Annotated in this window: 13 protein-coding genes and 1 pseudogene; 4 read left to right on the top strand and 10 right to left on the bottom strand. The window is 71.8% G+C overall.

All coding sequences use genetic code 11. The features are described 5' to 3' along the window. Positions 1-81 precede the first annotated feature (81 nt). The 4 genes and pseudogenes from AMYTH_RS0105165 to AMYTH_RS47685 all read left to right on the top strand — a co-directional run. Positions 82-2,733: an AAA family ATPase gene (locus tag AMYTH_RS0105165; RefSeq protein WP_209440748.1), complete on the top strand. Its 2,652-nt coding sequence runs from the start codon at positions 82-84 to the stop codon at positions 2,731-2,733. A gap of 66 nt (positions 2,734-2,799) precedes the next feature. Continuing rightward, positions 2,800-3,603: an alpha/beta hydrolase gene (locus AMYTH_RS0105160; protein WP_027929382.1), complete on the top strand. Its 804-nt coding sequence runs from the start codon at positions 2,800-2,802 to the stop codon at positions 3,601-3,603. After that, positions 3,603-5,042, top strand: a complete 1,440-nt coding sequence (locus AMYTH_RS44060; RefSeq protein ID WP_051362556.1) for a linalool dehydratase/isomerase domain-containing protein — start codon at positions 3,603-3,605, stop codon at positions 5,040-5,042. The genes AMYTH_RS0105160 and AMYTH_RS44060 overlap by 1 nt, the downstream gene beginning before the upstream one ends. After that, positions 5,039-5,419: pseudogene (locus AMYTH_RS47685) on the top strand (SCO family protein); the annotation flags it as partial. The gene AMYTH_RS44060 and the pseudogene AMYTH_RS47685, both read left to right, overlap by 4 nt. A 218-nt stretch (positions 5,420-5,637) precedes the next feature. Here the strand turns inward: AMYTH_RS47685 and AMYTH_RS0105150 are convergent. The 10 genes from AMYTH_RS0105150 to AMYTH_RS44035 are packed head-to-tail and all read right to left on the bottom strand — an operon-like array spanning position 5,638 to position 19,346. Then, the gene (locus tag AMYTH_RS0105150) at positions 5,638-6,891 is read right to left on the bottom strand and encodes an acyl-CoA dehydrogenase family protein (protein ID WP_027929381.1); all 1,254 of its coding nucleotides are present in this window, start codon (positions 6,889-6,891) and stop codon (positions 5,638-5,640) included. Positions 6,892-6,893: 2 nt separating this feature from the next. Next, complete coding sequence (locus AMYTH_RS0105145) at positions 6,894-7,778, bottom strand: TIGR03621 family F420-dependent LLM class oxidoreductase (protein ID WP_027929380.1); 885 nt, start codon at positions 7,776-7,778, stop codon at positions 6,894-6,896. Beyond that, a complete protein-coding gene (locus AMYTH_RS0105140; protein ID WP_027929379.1) occupies positions 7,775-9,400 on the bottom strand; it encodes an outer membrane protein assembly factor BamB family protein in 1,626 nt (541 codons plus the stop codon). Before AMYTH_RS0105140 ends, AMYTH_RS0105145 begins: the two co-directional genes overlap by 4 nt. Positions 9,401-9,443: 43 nt before the next feature. Next, positions 9,444-10,922: an aldehyde dehydrogenase gene (locus AMYTH_RS0105135; protein WP_027929378.1), complete on the bottom strand. Its 1,479-nt coding sequence runs from the start codon at positions 10,920-10,922 to the stop codon at positions 9,444-9,446. Then, entirely contained in the window at positions 10,919-12,160 is a 1,242-nt protein-coding gene (locus tag AMYTH_RS44055; RefSeq protein ID WP_037322296.1) for a CoA transferase, read from the bottom strand. Before AMYTH_RS44055 ends, AMYTH_RS0105135 begins: the two co-directional genes overlap by 4 nt. Then, on the bottom strand, positions 12,157-13,176 hold the full coding sequence (locus AMYTH_RS44050) for an alcohol dehydrogenase catalytic domain-containing protein (RefSeq protein WP_051362555.1): 1,020 nt from the start codon (positions 13,174-13,176) through the stop codon (positions 12,157-12,159). The genes AMYTH_RS44055 and AMYTH_RS44050 overlap by 4 nt, the downstream gene beginning before the upstream one ends. Further along, a complete protein-coding gene (locus tag AMYTH_RS44045) occupies positions 13,158-14,537 on the bottom strand; it encodes an FAD-binding oxidoreductase (protein WP_037322294.1) in 1,380 nt (459 codons plus the stop codon). The genes AMYTH_RS44050 and AMYTH_RS44045 overlap by 19 nt, the downstream gene beginning before the upstream one ends. Further along, positions 14,534-18,025, bottom strand: coding sequence for an indolepyruvate ferredoxin oxidoreductase family protein (locus AMYTH_RS44040; protein ID WP_037322292.1), 3,492 nt, complete (start codon positions 18,023-18,025; stop codon positions 14,534-14,536). The genes AMYTH_RS44045 and AMYTH_RS44040 overlap by 4 nt, the downstream gene beginning before the upstream one ends. Next, complete coding sequence (locus AMYTH_RS0105110; protein WP_027929377.1) at positions 18,022-18,948, bottom strand: TIGR03620 family F420-dependent LLM class oxidoreductase; 927 nt, start codon at positions 18,946-18,948, stop codon at positions 18,022-18,024. The genes AMYTH_RS44040 and AMYTH_RS0105110 overlap by 4 nt, the downstream gene beginning before the upstream one ends. After that, complete coding sequence (locus tag AMYTH_RS44035; RefSeq protein ID WP_051362554.1) at positions 18,945-19,346, bottom strand: Zn-ribbon domain-containing OB-fold protein; 402 nt, start codon at positions 19,344-19,346, stop codon at positions 18,945-18,947. The genes AMYTH_RS0105110 and AMYTH_RS44035 overlap by 4 nt, the downstream gene beginning before the upstream one ends. Positions 19,347-19,352: the final 6 nt, after the last annotated feature.

Here is a 19,352-nt window from a genome sequence, read left to right as displayed (position 1 = left end):
CGCACCGCAGGGCGTACGCAAGAGCGTGCCGAGGGCGATCAGGTCCGTCAGTGACTGTCCCGCAGCGGCTAGATTCGTGCCGTGGACACGGACGGGCTCGTCGGGCGCGAGCGTGAGCGGGCGGCCCTGGAGCGGGCGCTGTCCGGGGTGCACTCGTTCGCGGTGGTGCGAGGTGAGCCGGGCGCGGGCAAGAGCACGCTGCTGGACGCCGCGGCGGCCGCCGCCGGTGTGCGGGTGCTGCGCGCCGCGGGCGTGGAGGCCGAGTCCCAGCTGCCGTTCGCGGGGTTGCACCAGCTGCTGCTGCCCCTCCTCGCGGACGGCCCGCACGCGCGCGACGTGCTCGACCTGATGCTGGGGTCCGATTCCCCGCCGGACGTGCTCACGCTCGGCAACGCGGTGATCGGCCTGCTGGCCGCGGCCGGGCCGGTGTTCGTGGCGGTCGACGACGGGCACTGGTTCGACCAGCTCAGCGCGCAGGTGTGCGCCTTCGTCTTCCGGCGGGTGGGCGTGCATGGCGTCCGCGGCGCGATCACGCTCCGGACCGACGTTCCCTCGCCGTTCGACCGCGCCGGGCTTCCGGAGGTCGAAGTCGGGCCGCTGGCCCGCGAGGACGCCGAGGCGCTGCTGGACCGATCGTTCCCGGGCCTGGACGCCCGGCTGCGGCAACAGGTGCTCACCCAGGCCGAAGGAATCCCGCTCGCGCTGGTCGAGCTCCCGCGCACGGCGCGGAACACCGAGCTCCAGACCGATCTTCCGCTGTCCCGGCGGCTGGAGGGCCTCTACGCCGGGCAGATCAGCGAACTCACGCCCTCGTCCCGGCGCGCGCTGCTGCTGGCCGCGCTGGACGGTCTGTCGTCGTTGTCCGCGCCCCGCCGTCGAGAGGTGGAACGGCGGCTGCGAGACGTGGACGAAGCGATCGGACGCGGGCTGCTGCTGGTGGATCCGGTGTCCGGGCAGCTGGGGTTCCGGCATCCGCTGGTGCGGTCGGCGGTGGTGCAGCTGGCGACACCGAACGAGCGGCGCGCGGCGCACGCCGAGCTGGCCGAGGCGCACCGCGGTGACATCGAGCGCCGGGCCACACACCTGTCGGCCGCCACGATCGACCCGGACGAGCGGGTCGCCGCCGTGATCGAGCGCGCCGCGCTGTCGGCCACGCGGCATGGCGCCGCGGCATTGGCGATCGAGTGGCTGGAGCGGGCCGCCGAGCTGAGCGAGGATCCCCGCGAGCGGGAGCGCCGCTTCGGCGAGGCCGCGTTCGTGGCCGGGCAGTCCGCGCGGCTGCAGGACGCGCAACGACTGCTCGACGCCTCGGGACACCCCGGGTCGGTCGACGCAGTGCTGACCGCCGCCTACGCCGCCCTGTACCGCGAGGGCGACGTGCACGCCACCCACCAGCGCATCGCCAGCACCGTGGCCGCGTCCGGGGACGAGCTGGACGACGCGATCCTCGACCGGCTGCTCAACCTCCTGCTGGCCATCAGCCAGTTCGCCGGGGACCCGGCGACCTGGACGGTGACCGAGCAGCTCGTCGACCGCTTCGCCGGCCGGGTCAACCCCCACACGCTGATCCACCGCGACGCCTGGGGCGATGTCGTGCGCCGCGGCGGCGGGGTCACCGACCGCCTGCGCGGGGCCTTCGCCGAGCTGAGTGAGGGCGAACCGTGGGACGTCATGCGGCTGACGGTGGCCGCGTTCTACGTCGACGCACTGGACGAGTTCCGGCCCTACCTGCGCCGGATGGTGGAGCGGGAGGGCGAAGCCGGGGCCGTCACCAACGTGATGACGATGCTGCACGTGGTGATGCTCGACCAGATCAACACCGGACAGTGGACCGACGCCGAGGCGGCCGGTCATCGCGGACTCGAGCTGACCACCCGGCACGGCTACACCCTGTTCGGGTACCAGTTCCGCGCGTTCCTCGGCCTGGTGGCCGCGGCACGGGGCGACCACGAAGCGGCTGCCGGGCACCGGACCGCGCTGGAGTCCTGGGCCGGCCCACGCGGCATCGGCTTCCTCACCAACTACGCCCACGCGATCGGTGCCCTGTCCGCGCTGGGTGCGGGCGACTACGAGACCGCCTACCGCTTCGCGACCACGGTCACCACGCCGGGCACCTTCACCCCGTACGTGCAGCAGGCTCACCGCACCCTGCTGGACCTGGTCGAAGCCGCGCTGCACAGCGGACGGCCGGACGAGGCCCGGCGGCACGCTCTCGCCGCCCGCGACGCCGGATTGCCGGACATCTCGCCCCGCCTGGCGCTGCTCACCGCGGGCGCACTGGCGATGACCTCGGAGGAGCCGGATTTCGACGCCGCGCTCGCCCTGCCCGGAGCGGCGCTGTTCCCGTTCGACTCCAACCGCATCCGCCTCGCCTACGGCACGTGGCTGCGGCGGGTCCGCCGCCCCGCGCACGCGCGCGACCAGCTCAGCCGCGCCGCCGAGGGGTTCGAGCGGATCGGCGCGCAGGGCTGGGCCGAGCGCGCACGCACCGAGCTGCGGGCCGCCGGGGCGAGTTTCAAGACCGGGGCCCCCGTCGTGCTGACGGTGCAGGAGCGGCAGATCGCCGAGCTGGCGGCCGGCGGACTGACGAACAAGGAGATCGGCACCCGGCTCTACCTGTCGCCGCGCACGGTCGGCTCGCACCTGTACCGGATCTTCCCCAAGCTGGGCATCACCAGCCGCGCCGCGCTGCGCGACGCACTCGAGCGACTCGAAGTACAGTCATCCGACTGATTCGACGGCTCTGACGGCCGCCGCACCATTGATCCAGGCAAGCAACACCGGATCGAGGAGCGCACAATGACCACCACCCCCGTCGTTTTCATCCACGGCCTCTGGCTGCACGCGTCGTCGTGGCAGCCCTGGGCCGACCTGTTCGCCGCCAACGGCTACTCCCCGCTCATGCCGGGATGGCCGGGCGAGGAACCCACCGTCGAGGCGGCTCGCGCGAACCCCGAGGCGGTCGCCGGGCACGGCATCGACGACGTCACCGAGCACTACCGCGGCATCATCACCGGGCTGCCGACGGCCCCGGTGCTCATCGGGCACTCCTTCGGCGGCTTGATCGCGCAGAAGCTGCTCGGCGAGGGCCACGGCCGGGCCGCGGTCGCGATCGACCCGGCCCAGATCAAGGGCGTCAAACCGCTGCCGTTCGCGCAGCTGCGGTCCGCCTTCCCGGTGCTGGGCAACCCGGCCAACAAGAAGCGCGCCGTGTCCCTGACGGCGAAGCAGTTCCGCTACGGCTTCGGAAACGCGATCTCCGAGGAGGAGTCGAAGCGGCTCTACGAGGCACACACCATCCCCTCGCCCGGGCGGCCGCTGTTCGAGGCCGCGTTCGCCAACTTCACCAAGAACTCCCCCGCGAAGGTGAACACCGGCAACGGCGAGCGGGGCCCGCTGCTGCTGATCTCGGGTCAGGCCGACCACACCGTCCCCGACGTGGTCACTCGCGCCGCGTTCAAGCTCTACGGCGACTCCACCGCCATCACCGAACTCAAGCAGTTCCCCGGCCGCGGCCACTCCCTGGTGCTCGACAGCGGCTGGCGCGCCGTCGCCGACTCCGCCCTGGGCTGGCTGGCCCGTCAGAACGTGCAGGGGGCGTGATGCTGACGACCGAGCAGCTGGGGCACCTGCGGCACTGGGACAACCTGTCGCGGCAGCAGACCAACGACTGGTCGCTGATGCAGGGCAAGGGGGTGAGCCAGGACGACTTCGGTGGCTACCGGTTCCAGCTCGCCTACATGATCTACGGGCTGGCGCTGACCCACCGGCACCGGCTGCCCGCCGCGCCGGGGCTGTTCCAGCCGACGATCCAGCGACTGATCACCAAACTGCTGGAGCCCGAAGTGTGGCTGTACTGGCGGGACGTCAGCCGCGGTGGTTCGGTGTTCAACGCCCACCTCGGCGAGCTCGGTGAGGAATGGGACCCGGTCGTCCGCGACAACATCATGTACAGCGCCTACGTGCAGTCCACCGCGCTGCTGCACGACTACCTCTTCACCGACGACCGCTTCGCCCGGCCGGAATCGCTGACCTTCCGGCACTGGTCGTTCTTCTGGGGCGGGGGCGAGAAGCGGTTCGCCTACGACCGCGACTCGCTCACCGAGCACCTGTACTGGCAGATGGTGGCCAACGGCTACCTCGGCGTCGCGTGTGAACCCAACTGCATCTTCCAGATCTGCAACCAGCCCGCCATCCTCGGCTTCCGGCTGCACGACCTGCTCACCGGCGGCCACCGCGCCGAGGAGGTCGTCGCCGGGTACGAGCAGGCCTGGGCCGACTTCGGCCGGCTCGACGCGGGCGGCCACTACAACACGATGATGCTCGCGGATTCACGGCGGGTCCGGCCGAACGAGGTGCCCTCACCGTGGGTGGACGCCTGGTGCGGGGCGCTGATGAACATGTGGAACAGCGACTTCGTGCACCAGCACTACCCGCGGCAGGTCAGCGACTTCCTGATCCCCGGCCCGGACGGCACCCTGTCGGTGCCCTCGGCGCCGGCGCGAGAGGTCATGGGCCAGCGCGTCGTCGCCGACACCTGCGACTTCGGCTGGGTCGCCGCCTGGGCCGCCGAGATGGGCGACAAGGCCACTGTGGACGGTCTACTCGGCCACGCCGACCGGTTCTTCTCCCCGGTGTGGCGCGACGGCGGGCTCTACTACCCGCGCAACGACACGCTGACCGACGAGGACGGAAACCGTACGGAGATCGAACCGATGAGCGGCAACGTCCTGCTCGGCTACGCCCGGCTCAACGTGCCCGACGGCCTGCGCGGCCTCTACCAGGCCCCCTGGCCGGACGGGCATTTCACCGAGCCCGCGATCGTCGCCGTGGACCGCAACGTCGACGTCAGCCGCGCCGAAGTGATCGACGGCGTCCTGCACGCGCGGGTGCGGATCAACCCGGCCGTACCCGGCGGCGGCACCGTGACCTTCGGCCGCCTCCCCGAACGGTGGCGGCTCAACGGCTCGACGGTGTCCACACCGGACTTCGTGGTGCCGCCCGGACCCGCGCACGACATCATCGTGGAGCCCCTGTCATGAAACCCACCTTCACCCTGGTTGACCACCATGGAACCCCGGTGACGGAAGCCAGCTACCGCGGCCGCTGGACCGTCGTGTTGTTCGGCTTCACCCACTGCCGCGTGGTCTGTCCACGAGCGCTCGGCCGCCTGTCGGAGGCGCTCGCCTCCGCCGAGGTCGAGGCGCTCTACATCACCGTCGACCCCGACCGCGACACGCCCGAAGTCCTGCGGCAGTTCCTGGAAACCGGCTATCCGCGGTTCACCGGGCTCACCGGCACCGCCGAACAGACCGACGCGGCCCGCCGGGCCTTCGGCGTCTTCGCCCGTCGCCGGCCCGATCCCGACGACCCCGACGGCTACGCCGTCCCGCACACGGCCATCACCTACCTGCTCGACCCCGACGGCGACTACCGCAGCCACTGGACCGACACGACCGACGCCGACACCATCGACCATGGTGGCGCCGGCCGGGAAGTCCTACGGTTCCGGTGCTGCGCCGGATCGCACCCCTCGCAGGGGCGCGACAAACAGCCCGAGCCGTGTGGTGTGCGGTCAGTACATCACCGCCTGCCGAAGCTGAGCGTGAGCCGCACCTCGAGCCGGCGCCGCGGTCGTCAGCGCCGCGCAGGAAGCCGGCTCTTGACCTGGTACTCGCGCAGCAGGCCGCGGCTGATGATCGTCTTCTGGATCTCGCTGGTGCCCTCGCCGATGAGCAGGAACGGCGCCTCCCGCATCAGGCGCTCGATCTCGTACTCCTTGCTGTAGCCGTAGCCGCCGTGGATGCGGAACGCCTCCTGGGTGACCTCGGCGCAGTACTCGGAGGCGATGAGCTTCGCCATGCCCGCCGCCACGTCGTTGCGCTCGCCGGTGTCCTTCAGCCGCGCCGCGTTGACCATCATCAGGTGCGCCGCCTCGACCTTGGTGGCCATCTCCGCGAGCTTGAACGCGATGGCCTGGTGCTGGGCGATCGGCTTGCCGAACGTCCTGCGCTGCTGCGCGTACTCCACCGCCAGCTCGAACGCCCGGATCGCGATGCCGCACGCCCGCGCCGCCACGTTGACCCGGCCGACCTCGATGCCGTCCATCATGAACGCAAAACCCCTGCCCGGCGCCTCGCCGAGGACCTGCGAGGCGGGGATGCGGAAGCCGTCGAACACCGCCTCGGTGGTGTCGACGCCCTTGTAACCCATCTTGTCGATCTTGCCCGGGATGGTGAGCCCCGGCGCCACCTCGCCGAAGCCCTCCGGCTTCTCCACCAGGAACGTCGTCAGGTTCTGGTGGGCCTTCTCCGCGCCTTCGTCGGTGCGCACCAGCAACGCGATCAGGTTCGACGAGCCGCCGTTGGTCAGCCACATCTTCGACCCGTCGATGACGTAGTCTCCCCCGCCGGCTACGCCCCCACTGGCGGGGGTACCCCCATTGCCGTCCCGCCGCGCGCGGGTCTTGATGGCCGCCACGTCCGAGCCGAGGTCGGGCTCGGACATCGAGAACGAACCGCGGACCTCGCCCGCCGCCATCTTCGGCAGGTACTTCTGCTTCTGCTCCGGCGTGCCGTGCCGGGAGATCATGTGCGCCACGATGAAGTGCGTGTTGATGACACCCGAGACGCTCATCCAGCCGCGCGCGATCTCCTCGACCACGAGCGCGTAGGTCAGCAGCGACTCGCCCAGCCCGCCGTACTCCTCCGGGATCGTGATCCCGAACAGGCCCATCTCCTTCATGCCCTCGACGATGTCCGCCGGGTAGGCGTCCGCGTGCTCCAGCTCCTGGGCGTGCGGGATGATCTCCTTGTCCACGAACGAGCGAACCGTGGACAGGATCTCCGACTGCACGTCGGTGAGACCGGCGGTCTGGGCCAGACGAGCCACGGTCAACTCCTCACTTTCGCGATGGCACGGGCGAACTCACGCATGGCTGGTTCCGGCACTGTGAAGTAGGTGAAGCCGTACCTCTCGCGGTGGCGCTCAAGGGTGTCGGCCATTTCCCCGGGCGGTCCGGAAAGGATGGTCGGCACCTCCGACAAGTCCCGGTCCGGCAGGTGGTCTTCGAATCGGCGCGCCCCGGCGGCCGCGCGGCGACGGTCACCGTCGGGCGCGACGGCGTGGATGAGGAGGTTGAGCTCGATGGCGCCGAAGCGGTCCGGCGCGGCGTCGCGAACGTGCGCGACCCGCTGAGCCAGTGCGTCCGGGCCGAGAAAACGGAGGCTACCGGGGTTCGTCCCCGAGGTGGCGCCGCTGAAGGCGACGATGTCGGCGTGCTGGGCGGCCAGGCGCAGAACCCGGTTGCCGTTGCCCGCGATGGTCAGCGGCGGCATCGGATCCTGGACCGGCCGCGGTTGATGCCGCGGATCAGTGAGCAGGCTGCGCACCTCCCGCACTGTGCGTTCCAGGTGGTCGACACGATCGCGCGCACCGGCCCAGGGCAGGCCGGCGGCGTCGAACTCGGCCTTGACGTAGCCCGCTCCCAGCGCGACTTCGAGGCGGCCGTCGACGAGTTGGTCGGTTCCGGCGAGGTCACGCGCGAGGAGTGCGGGATTGTAGAAGCCGGCGTTCAGGACGAAGACGGCCAGCCGTGGACGGGTTGTGATCTCCGCTGCCGATACGAGCGCCGGGAACGGGGCGGGGAGGCCGAGGTGATCGGGTACGGCGATGACGTCGTACCCGAGGTCCTCCGCTTCCCTGCACCGGGTTTGCCATGCGGTCCGCGACGACGGCGTGAGCAGGTTGACGCCGAACCGGAAGCCGCGCCCGGTCACCGGCCCGCCCGCCGGATCGTGTAGACGGAGTTCTCCCGGTCGGCGGCGACGAAAACGGTCCCGTCCGCACCGACCGCCACTCCCCCGGACCGGGCGTAGGGCTGGGTCAGGTGACCGACCGCGAGACCGTCGGCCAGCACCTGCTGCTCCCCGCGGCTGTTCACCGAAACCACGCGACGGCCACCGGCGTCGAGAACCACCGAGGATCCGTCGGGCGCGACGGCGACCGCCCGGGGCGCGCCGAGTCCCCGTGCGATCTCGGTGACCTCGCCAGACGTGGGATCGATCTGAAGCAGGCGTCCGCCGGTGACTTCGGCTGCCAGGACGACGCCACGCGGAGTGAGGGCAAGACCAGCCGGGGCACCCAGATTTTCCGCCAGGACACGCGGTCGTCCATCGACGACGCGCAGAACCCGGCCGTTCGCGGGTTCGGACACCACGAGACTGCCGTCGGCGAGTTCGACGGCGTCGGAGGGGTTGTCGAGCCCGTGCACCTCGCCGGCCGGTTCTCCGGTCGCGCGGTCGAGGACCTGCACGGTGCCGATCAGTTCCGAGGTGAGCACGATGTGCTGGGCGGTGACACTGATGCCGGACGGAAATTCCAGTTCCGAGGACAACCGGCGGGCGAGTTCGGTGACCACCCCGGTGCCCGGATCCACGGTGCGCAGCGCCGTGCTGTCGGCCACGTAGAGGGTGTTCCCGTCGAAGGCGATGTCCTGGGGAAAGGCGAGCGGGCTCGACGTCAGGGTCGTGCGCGCCCCGGTGCCGAGGTCGACTTCGGTCACGGCGCTGTCGGCCATGTTGCTGACGTAGGCGTGGTCCCCCGGGCCGATGACCATGTTGTCGGCACCGGCGGGCAGGGTGGCGACGACGTCCTTCGCCCCGGTGGCGGGGTCGATGCGGATGAGCTGCCCGGTCGCTCCGTCGAGCGCGTAGAGGCGGTCGCGGGAATCGAAGCGGACCGACACCGGCTGGCGGAACCCGGCAGCGACGGTACTGGCCACCCCGGTCCGCGGGTCGATGCGGGCCACCTGTCCGCGCTTGCCGAGCGGTCCGTAGATCATCCCGTCCGGGCCGAACGCGAACGCGTTGAGGGATCCGAGATCGCGGGCGACGAGCCGCGGCGCGACGCCGGCCCGCGGGTCGATCTCCCAGAGCCCGTCGGCGAAGAAGGTCTGCCCGGCGTACAGGTGCTGCCGGGACCGGTCGAAGGCGATCGAGTTGACGCCGGGAAGGTTGTCCGCGACGGTCCGGATCCGCCCGTCGCGGTCACGGCCCTTCACCGCGCCGGCCAGCGGGTCGGTCCAGAATATCTCCCCCGACGGAGCGACGACGAGATCATCGGAGCGGCCGTCCCGCTGGGGCACGAGACTGTTGATCTGCCCGGTGGCCGGGTCGAGCGCGGAGATGGTCTCCCCGGCGAGGTTGGCGGTGAGGACACTGCCGTCCGGCGCGAGGGCCAGCCCGTTGATGGTGTGCATCGCGGTACCGGTGACAAGGCGTTCCAGGCGGTAACCCGAGGTGCTGTCGGCGGTCGCGCAGGACACCGTCGGGACGAGCGCGGCGACGAGCGCCGCGGTGATCACACGTCGATGGGTGAACAAGATCTTCTCCTCCGGCATCGGCGGGTCTCCGGGGCCGCGGGACCCCGGAGACCCGGCGGTTTCAGCGGTCGAGCTGGTCGGCGCTGGCGTAGACGGACTGGAACTCCAGGTAGTTGCCGAGCGCCTCGGGTCCGAGTTCACGGCCGATGCCGCTGCTCTTCATGCCGCCGAAGGGCGCGCCGAGGTCCTGCAGGTAGTAGTTCACGCCGATCGTGCCGGTCCGGACGCGCCGCGCGACGGCGAGTCCGCGTTCCTCGTCCGAGGTCCACACCGAACCGCCGAGCCCGTACTCGCTGTCGTTGGCGAGGCGGACTGCCTCGTCGTCGCCGTCGTAGGGCGTGACGGTGACGACCGGACCGAAGATCTCCTCCTGCGCTATCCGCTCGCGGTTGTCGACGTCGGCGAAGACCGTGGGCTGGACGAACCAGCCGCGGGACAGGCCGGCGGGACGTCCGCCGCCGGCCACGAGCCGGGCATCGGACCGGAGGCCGAGGTCGATGTAGCCGAGGACGCGGTCGAGCTGTGCCTTGCTGACCAGGGGGCCACAGGCGACGTCCGGGTCGAGCGGATCGCCGACGGTCACGTTCCCCGCGTACCGCGCCACGGCCTCGACCACCTCGTCGTAGCGCGAGCGGGGAGCGAGGATCCGGGACTGGACCGTGCAGGTCTGGCCGTTGTTCTGGAAGCAGGCGTTGTCCAGTCCGGCGACGAAGGTGTCCAGGTCCACGTCGTCGAGCACGATCGCCGCGGACTTGCCGCCCAGTTCCAGGGTGCAGCGGCGGATCAGCCGCCCGCACTCGGCGCCGATGACCCGCCCGGCCGCGGTGGATCCGGTGAACGCGATCTTGTCCACCAGCGGGTGCGACACGAGGGCGGCGCCGGCCTCTCGGCCCGCGACGACGATGTTGAGCACGCCCGGCGGTAGCCCGGCCTCAGCGGCGGCATCCCCGAGCACGTACCCGTCGAGCGCGGTCTCCGGCGAGGGCTTGAGCACGACGGTGCAGCCCGCGGCGAGTGCGGGGGCGATCTTCATCATCGCGAGGACCTGCGGGTAGTTCCACGGCGTGATCGCTCCTACCACACCCACCGGCTGGCGACGGACCACAGTGGACCCGGACGGGCTCGGCCGCACCTCCTCCAGGGGCAGGGTCTCGGCCAGATCGGCGTACATGCGCAGGAGACCGGCCGGAGCATCGCCGTTGAACGCGTTCGACAAGGCGATCGGCATCCCGTTCTCGCGGCTGACCAGCACCGCGGTGTCCCCGGCACGGGCGGCCAATGCGTCGGCGAACCGGCGCATGACCGTGGCGCGTTCGGCGGCCGTGGCGCGGCCCCACGGGCCTTCGTCGAAGGCACGGCGAGCGGCCCGGACAGCGGCGTCGATGTCGGTCTCCGTGCCGAGGGCGGCGACGCCGAGTGGACGTTCGGTGGCCGCCTCCAGCGCGACCTGGGTCTCGGTTCCCCTCGGGGCCACCCACTGGCCGTCGATGTAGAACCGGGTCCGGTTCAAGTCGGTGGTCGATTCCGCCGTGACGCTCATCGTGCCTTCCTTTCGGTGTTCGGATCCGCCGGGGGCCCGATGACCCGCCGGTCGTGCAGGCCGCCGATCTCGGCGGCGGTCAGGCCGAGGACCTCGGCCAGGACGGCCTCGGTGTCCCGGCCGAGCTCCGCGCACTCGCCCGCGGGCCCGTGGTCGCCGTCGAACCGCAAGGGTGAACGGGCGGTGACGGCGGAGCCTCCACGCGGCAGGGTCAGATCGGCGAGCACCCGGTGTGCCCCTGCGCGGTGATCGGCGACGAGATCGGCCATGCCGCGGTACCGGCCCCACAGCACCCGCGCGGCGTCCAGCTCCTTGCCGACCTCGTCGAGATCGCGCGCGGCGAACCAGGGCCGGAGGATCGCCGCGATCGTCTCGCGCAGCCGGTAGCGTTCGGTCTCGTCACGCAGGTCCGCGCGCAACGCCTTCTCGAGTGCCTGGAAGACCTCGACGGTTCCGGTCGCACTCTGCAGGGCACGCCATTGGCCCTCGGTGAGCGCCACGACCATCACGCGCGAGCCGCCCCGGCAGGCGAAGTCGACGCCGAAGCTGCCGTACACATGGTTGCCGTGCCGCGGGCGCTCCCCTCCCCGGTCGGCGGCCTCGGACAGCCAGCCGAGGTTCGCCACCCCCGCGAGCGCGACATCGGACAGGGCCAGCTCGACGAACGCGCCCTCGCCGGTGCGGGCGCGCTGCTGCAGGGCGGCGAGAACCCCGGTGGCGACGCTGAGGCCGGCGATCAGGTCCCAGGCGGGGAGCACGTGGTTGACCGGGCCGGCGTGGTCCTCGCCGCCGGTGATCGACGGAACACCGGCTTCGGCGTTGACGGTGTAGTCGACCGCGGGCCTGCCGTCGGGGTGGCCCTGCACGCGCACGTGGATCAGATCGGGCCGTCGCGCGGCCAGCCGCTCGTGGGCCAGCCAAGGCCTGCCCACGACGTTGTCGATCAGGATGCCACGTCCGGTTCCGGATGCGGTGGCCAACGCCAGGACCAGCTCCTGACCTTCCCTGCTGCGCATGTCGACCGTGACCGAGCGCTTGCCCTTGTTGAGCGAAGCCCAGTAGTAGCTCTCCCCGCCGGGCGCCACCGGCCAGCGGAGGTGGTCACTTCCGCCACCGATCGGGTCGACGCGGATGACGTCGGCGCCGAGCTGGGCGAGGGTCAGGCCGCCCGTCGGACCCGCGACGAAGCTGGCGCACTCGACGACGTGCAACCCAGCCAGTGGTCTGGTCGTGGTCATCGTTCTCCTCTGTTGCGGCCGGGCACGAGGACGGGGCGGCCGGTCACCCGGCGCTCGTCGAGGTCGGTGAAGGCGCGGGCGGCGTCGTCGAGCGGGTACGCCGTGACGACGGCCCGCACCCGGCCGTCGGCCAGCATGTCCATGGCATCGGCGAAGGTGGACATCGATGTGGAGCCCGATCCGGTGATCACGGCCTCCTTCGCGAAAACGAAGGCCGGGTGGACCCGCAGCGGCTCACCGGCGACCTGACCGGTCAGCACGTACCGTCCCGCGTGGGCCAGTGCGCGAAACGCCTGCCGGAAGACCGCCGGGTGCCCGGCGTTGTCCAGCACGACGTCGGCGCCGTGTCCGCCCGTGGCGTCGCACACCTCCTGCCAGGCCGAATCTCCCATGGCCACGACGTGTTCCGCGCCCAGGTCGAGCAGCCGCCCTGCCGCGCGGGCGTTGCCGGTGAGGGCGACCACCCGGGCGCCGAGAGCGTGCGCGACCTGCACCGCGTGCAGACCCAGGCCACCGCCCGCTCCGGTGACCAGCACGGTCTCCCCGGCCCGGACCCGCGCGATGCGGCGCAGTGCTTGCAGACCGGTTCCGACGGCACACGCGACGATCGCGGCCTCGGCGGGGTGCACCCCGGGTGGGATCGTCAGCAGCGAGGATTCGCGGAGCACGGCGTACTCCGCGAACCCGCCGTAGGTGAACGACCGCTGCGCGCACCGCAGCTCGTCACCGCCCGTGCACGGGCCGCAGCGTCCACAGGTGCGGAACTGCTTCGCAGCAACGAGATCGCCGAGGGCGAAGCGGGTGACCGCCGACCCGGCCGCCACGACCGTGCCGGCGATCTCGTGCCCGAGCACGGCCGGCAACGGGATCTTCAGCAACCCGGCACGGTCGGCCTGGTCGTGCCCGCACACCCCGCACGCGGCGACCTCGACGAGGACTTCGTCGTCGGCCGGTCGCGGTCGGCCGATGTCGGTGACTTCCACGGCCCCCGGGCGGGTCAGCACTGCGGCGCGCACGTTTCGATCACCTTGCCCGGGTTGAGGATTCCGTGCGGGTCGAGCGCCTGTTTCACCGCGTGGTGCAGGGCCAGCACCGGTGCCGCCAATTCCCGCCGGAGCCCGTCGCGTTTGAGCAACCCCACGCCGTGCTCGCCGGTCACGGTGCCCCCCAGCGCGATCGCCTCGTCGAGGATCGCCTCGAACGCATCCTCCGCGCGGGCCTCCGCGTCCGCATCGCCCACGCGGACGATCAGCAGCGGATGCAGGTTGCCGTCACCGGCGTGTGCGACGTTGGCGATGTGCACGTCGTGACGGTGTCCGATGTGCTCGATCTTCTCGAGCATGACCGGGACCGCGGCGCGCGGCACGCACACGTCCTCGGTCAGCACCCGCCCGAGGCGTTCGAGCGCAGGGTAGGCCAGCCGTCGCGCGGTGAACAGGGCTTCGGCTTCGTCCACATCGGACGAGACCGCGGCCCAGGTGGCTCCGGCGCCGGTGAAGCAGGCCAGCATCGTCTCGGCCTCCGCCTCACCCGCCTCGCCCGGCGCGTCGGTGCGGCCGAGCAGCACGGCGTCGGCCTCGGCCGACAGGCCCATGTTCTTCCAGGCGTCCACGGCCGCGAGGGTGTGCCGGTCGATCAGTTCCAGTGCCGACGGGACGAGCCCGGCCGCGCTCACCGCGGCGACAGCGCGGCCCGCGTCGGCGAGCGAAGCGAAAAAGCCGGCGACCGTGCGCTCGGGCCGGCGCGCGGGACGCAGCCGTACGGTGACCTCGGTGACCACACCGAGGGTGCCCTCGGAGCCCACCACCAGCCCGGTCAGGTCGTAGCCGGCGACCCCCTTGGCGGTGCGGCGGCCGAGGCGAACCAGTTCCCCGGTGCCCGTCACCACCTGCAAACCCAGCACGTAGTCGCGGGTCACCCCGTACTTGACGCAGCACAGCCCACCCGCGTTGGTGGCCACGTTGCCGCCGATGGTCGACCACGGCGCGCTCGCCGGGTCCGGCGGGTACCACAGACCGCGCTCCGCACAGGCCGCCCGCAGGTGGTCGTTGACCACCCCGGGTTCGACGACCGCGAGCCGCTCGGCGACGTCGATCTCCCGGATCGCGGTCATCTTCTCCGTGGACAGCACGATTCCGCCGTCGACAGCGTTCGCGCCGCCCGACAGACCGGTGCCCGCGCCGCGCGGCACGACGGGGACCTGATGCCGCACACACGCGCGCACCACCTGCTGGACCTCTTCTGCCGTATGCGGACGCACGACAGCGATCGGCTTGCCGTGCGGGGCCCACACTGCCTCGTCGTGGAGGTACCCGGCCGGGTCCTCCAGCAGCCGCCCGGCGGGCAGCGTCCGCCGCAACTCCTCCACCACGCTCACGACGCAGCACCGCCCTGGCCGCTCGCCTCGCGGAACTTGGCCATCCGCTCCGCGAGCTCGGCCCGGTACTGCTCGACGGTGGCGAGTTTGACGTGCTCGTAACCGCGGACGAGGTCGGGCAGCTCGGCCGTGTCGACCGCGAGGGCGTGGGTGTCCGGCTGGACGAACTGGGCGAGGTGCGCGGTGACCCGCTCGTACTCGGCGATCAGTTCGCGCTCCAGCCTGCGCATCGCGGTGTGGCCGAAGGGATCGAGCTTCGTCCCGCGCAGCCTCCTGGCGGCCATCAAACCGCGGAAGACCGGACGGAACCACGGTCCCAGCTCCAGCTTGCGGCGCATCCCCAGCGCCCGCAGGACTGGTGGATGCAGGCGGTAGGAGATGCGCGCGTCCGCGCCGAAGCGGGCGCGGATGGCGCGTTCGTTCGCGGGGTCGAGCGACAGCCGCGCGACCTCGTACTCGTCCTTGTAGGCCATGAGCTTGTACAAGTTGCGCGCGACGGCCTCGGTCAACGCGGTGGCGCCCGGTACGGCCGCGGCTTCGGCCCGGCGCACGCGCTCGACGTGCTCGACGTAACGGCGGGCGTAGCGGGTGTTCTGGTAGGCGATCAGGTCCGGCACCCGGATGCGCAGCAGCCGGGCGAGTTCACCGTTTTCGTCGGTGCAGACCGAGTCCAGCAGCACCTTCGCACTCGTGTCGAGGACGGGCGCTGGTTCGGGTTCGCCGCGCAGAGCGCGCACCGTCGCCTCGAATTCCGCGCGGCGCACCACGAACTGCCGTCCACGGCGGAAAGCCTGGATGTTGGCCTGCACCTTGGTGCCGCCCACGGTGATCGCTTCCTCGATCGCGGCGGCAGGGATCGGCAGGCCACCCAGCTGATAAGCCACCCCGGTGAGCAGGAGGTTGGCGAACTGGTCCTGGCCGAACAGCACCTCAAAGGCTTCCCGCGCGTCGAGCGCGGTCATCGTCGTGGCGTCGGTCGCCTCCCGGATGCGGTCGAGCAGCGCGTCCTCGCCGGGGAAGGCCACACTCGTGTCGGTGACCATGGCGCCTGTCGGCACGCGCGCCGTCGAGACCACGGCGATGGTGCGATCCGGATCGGCGACCGCCAGGTACCGCGGGTCTGCGGCCACGAGCACGTCCGCGCCGAGGTACAGGTCGCACTCCCCCGCGGCCGCCTTGTTGGCGCCGGCGTCGCCGATCTTGACGTCCGAAACCACCGCGCCGCCCTTTTGCGCGAGCCCGGTCTGGTCCAGCGAGCGGACGGGCAGGCCCGCGATGGCCGCGGCCGTGCCGAGGATCTGCGACAGGGTCACCACTCCCGAGCCGCCGACGCCGGTGATCCGCACGGTGAACCGGTCAGCCGGGACGGCCCGTGCGGGTTCGGGCAGCTCGGCCGGGATCGGATCCGCGACCGGCCGCCGCGCCCCGTCCGCGCCCGGGACCACGGTGAGGAACGACGGGCAGTCCCCGGCGAGGCAGGAGAAGTCCTTGTTGCACGAGGACTGGTCGATGCGGGTCTTGCGGCCGAACTCGGTGGGCACGGGCTGGACGGACAGGCAGTTCGACTTCGCACCGCAGTCACCGCAGCCCTCGCACACCCGCTCGTTGATGACCACACGTGCAGCGGGTTCCGGGGCGAGGCCGCGTTTGCGCTTGCGGCGCAGTTCGGTCGCGCATTCCTGGTCGTGGATCAGCAAGGTGACGCCGTCGACGCGGGCGAGCGTCTCCTGCGCCTCGGTGAGCCGGTCGCGGTGCCACACCTGGACACCTCGCGCGAGGCGGACGCGCCGGTAGCGACGGGGATCCTCGGTCGTGACGATGATCCGCCGCACGCCTTCGGCCTGCATCGCCCGCGTGATCTGCGGGATCGTGAGCACGCCCGCCGGCTGCTGGCCGCCGGTCATCGCGACCGCCGAGTTGTGCAACAGCTTGTAGGTGATGTTGACGCCGGCGGCGACCGCGGCGCGGATGGCCAGGGTTCCGGAGTGGTGGAACGTGCCGTCGCCCAGGTTCTGCAACAGGTGGTCCCGGTCGACGAACGGGCTCATGCCCACCCACTGCGCGCCCTCGCCGCCCATCTGAGTCAGGCCCGTGATCTCCCCGCTCTGCTGCGGGCCGGTCATCAGCACCAGGCTGTGGCAGCCGATGCCGGCGCCGACCAGCGACCCGTCCGGCGCCTTCGTGGAGGTGTTGTGCGGGCAACCCGAGCAGAAGTACGGCGTGCGGGTGGCCAGCGGCAGGGAGATGGTCCGCCGCGGGGGCCGCCACGCCTCGATCGAGGGAAAGTCGCCGTGCGCCCGGAGCCGCACCGCCAGTGCCCCGGCGATGGTGTCGGGATCCAGTTCGCCGGCTGCCGGGATGAGGGCGGCGCCGTCCGGTCCGCGCTTGCCGCTGATCGCCGGCGCGTCCGCCCGGCCGTAGAGCACATCCCTCAGGGCGGCTTCGATGAAGGACCGCTTCTCCTCCACCACGATGATCTCGCGCAGTCCCGTGGTGAACCGCTCGACGACCGTGGGCTCCAGCGGGTGCACCATCGCCAGGTGCAGCAGCCGCACGCCGCGGCGGGCCAGCTCGGCGTCGTCGAGACCGAGGATGCCCAGCGCCTGCCGCACGTCGTGGAAGGTCTTGCCCGGAGCGACGATCCCGATCCTGGCGTCGCGACCGACGATCGTGTCGAGACCGTTGGCAGCTGCGTAACGGCGGGCGAGTTCGAGCCGGGCGCCGTCCCGGGTGCGTTCGAGCCGGCCGAGATCCGGCTGGAGCATCCTGGCGGTCATCTCGTGCGTGAACGGACGCCCGTCCACGACCGGATCCGGTGCCACCGGGCGGATCCGCTCGGGATGTACCCGGACCGGTCCGGCTCCGTCCGCGACGTTCGTGGCGATCTTGAGCCCGACCCACAGACCGCACACGCGGGACAGCGCGACGGCGTGCAGCCCCAGATCGAGCACGTCCTGCGGGTCGGCCGGGTACAGCGTCGGCATGCCGAGGTCGGCGAGCAGCAGCTCGGAGCTGCCGGGCACGGTCGAGGACTTCGCCGCCGGGTCGTCGCCGACCAGCGCGAGCGCCCCGCCTGCCGGGTGGGTCCCCATGAGGTTGTTGTGCCGGAGGGCATCTGAGGCACGGTCGAGGCCCGGGGACTTGCCGTACCAGTAACCCGTCACACCGTCGACCCGGCGGTGCGGTGAGGCCGCGGCGAGCTGGGCACCCTGCACCGCCGTCGCGGCCAGCTCCTCGTTGACCCCCGGGCGGAACACGACACCGTGCTCGGCCAGCAGCTCGTGCTGCCTGCCCAGTTCGAGGTCGTAGCCACCGAGTGGCGATCCTTCGTAACCGGACACGAAAGCCCTGGTCCGCATCCCCGCCCGGCGGTCGGCGCGGCGCGCGTCGACCGGCAGCCGGGCCAGCGCCTGCACGCCGGTCAGGTGGAGGAGCCCGTCGGTCACCAGGTAGCGGTCCTGGAGACGGCGGACGGCGGGGTCGGTCATGGCGTGGTTCCTCCGTGCGGCAGGGACAATGCGGGCGCGAGGTCCCGGAGCTGGCCGAGAACGGGCGCGAGGCCCTCGCCCGGTGCGGTCAGGGGGTGGATCGCGACGTGATCGGCGCCGGCGTCGAGATGCTCGCGGACCCGTGCCGCGACGGTGTCCGCGCCGCCCCAGGCGATCAGGGCGTCGACCAGCCGGTCGCTGCCCCCGCCGTCGAGATCGTCGTCGGTGAAGCCGAGAGCACGCAGGTGGTTCACGTAGTTGCGCAAGGCGAGCCGGGTCGCCACGTGTGCTCGTGCGATGGTGCGGGCACGCCCGGCGTCACGGTCGACGACCACCGCCTGCTCGGGCGCGAGCAGCGGCCCCGGTCCGAGGCGCTCCCGCGCCGTCGCCGTGTGCGAGGGCGGGACGAAGAACGAGTGCATGCCCTCCGCCCGGTCACGGGCCAGCTCCTGCATACGCGGCCGCAGCGCCGCCAGGACGCGGGGCACTGGCAGGTCCGGTCGCGGTCCCCGGTAGGGGGCGGCGTCCAGCGTGTCCAGGTACTCCCGCAGCGCCGTGCGAGGCCGGTCGTGTCCCCGCCCGCGCCCGGCCTCGGCGTGACTGGCGCCCAGGCCCAGCACGAAACGCCCCGGAAAGGCCTCGCCGAGGGTGTACGCGGCCGCAGCGGCGGCGATCGCGTCCCGAGCCCAGATGGTGGCGATGCCGGTGGCGACCGTGATCCGCGCGGTGGCGCCGAGCAGGAGCGCGGTGTGGGTGAAGACCTCCTTGTGCGCCGGTGATTCCCCGACCCACAAGGCGCCGTAGCCGAGAGCCTCGATGGCCGCGGCGGCGGAGGTGCCCAGCGCCGCGGGAACCTCGCCGAGTACCGACAGCCACACCCCGGCCGGCCCGATCCGGTTCGCCAGGTCGCGGCCGGAGCTCACGCCGGACCCCCGGGTCCGAACTCCGGCAGGAACACCGAGTCCCCGACCTCCCGGAACGACACCACGACCGGCTCACCGATCACCGGATCGGCCGCGCCCGTCCAGGTCGTGGTCAGGTTCGGCCCGCTGTCCAGGCGGATCTGCACCACGACGTAAGGCACCTCGTCACCGGCGAAATACCTCTTGTGGAACCGGACCCACGTGTGCACGCGGCCGGTCCCGGGGTCGGTCACCCAGCCGACATCGGTGCTGAAATCGCGGGGGCAGACGGGCCCTGGCGGCCAGAACCGGTGCCCGCAGGAGCGGCATTCCGGGATGCGCAGTTCGCCCCGGGCCGCACCGTCGAGGTGCTCGACGTCCTCGGGGTAGCGGATGGGCAGTGGTCGTGCAGCGGTCATCGAGGG

The sequence above is a fragment of the Amycolatopsis thermoflava N1165 genome (genome assembly GCF_000473265.1).
In the GTDB taxonomy this organism is placed as follows: Bacteria; Actinomycetota; Actinomycetes; order Mycobacteriales; family Pseudonocardiaceae; genus Amycolatopsis_E; species Amycolatopsis_E thermoflava.
Note: the sequence above shows the minus strand (reverse complement) of the source record. Positions and strands in the feature narration are given on the sequence as shown.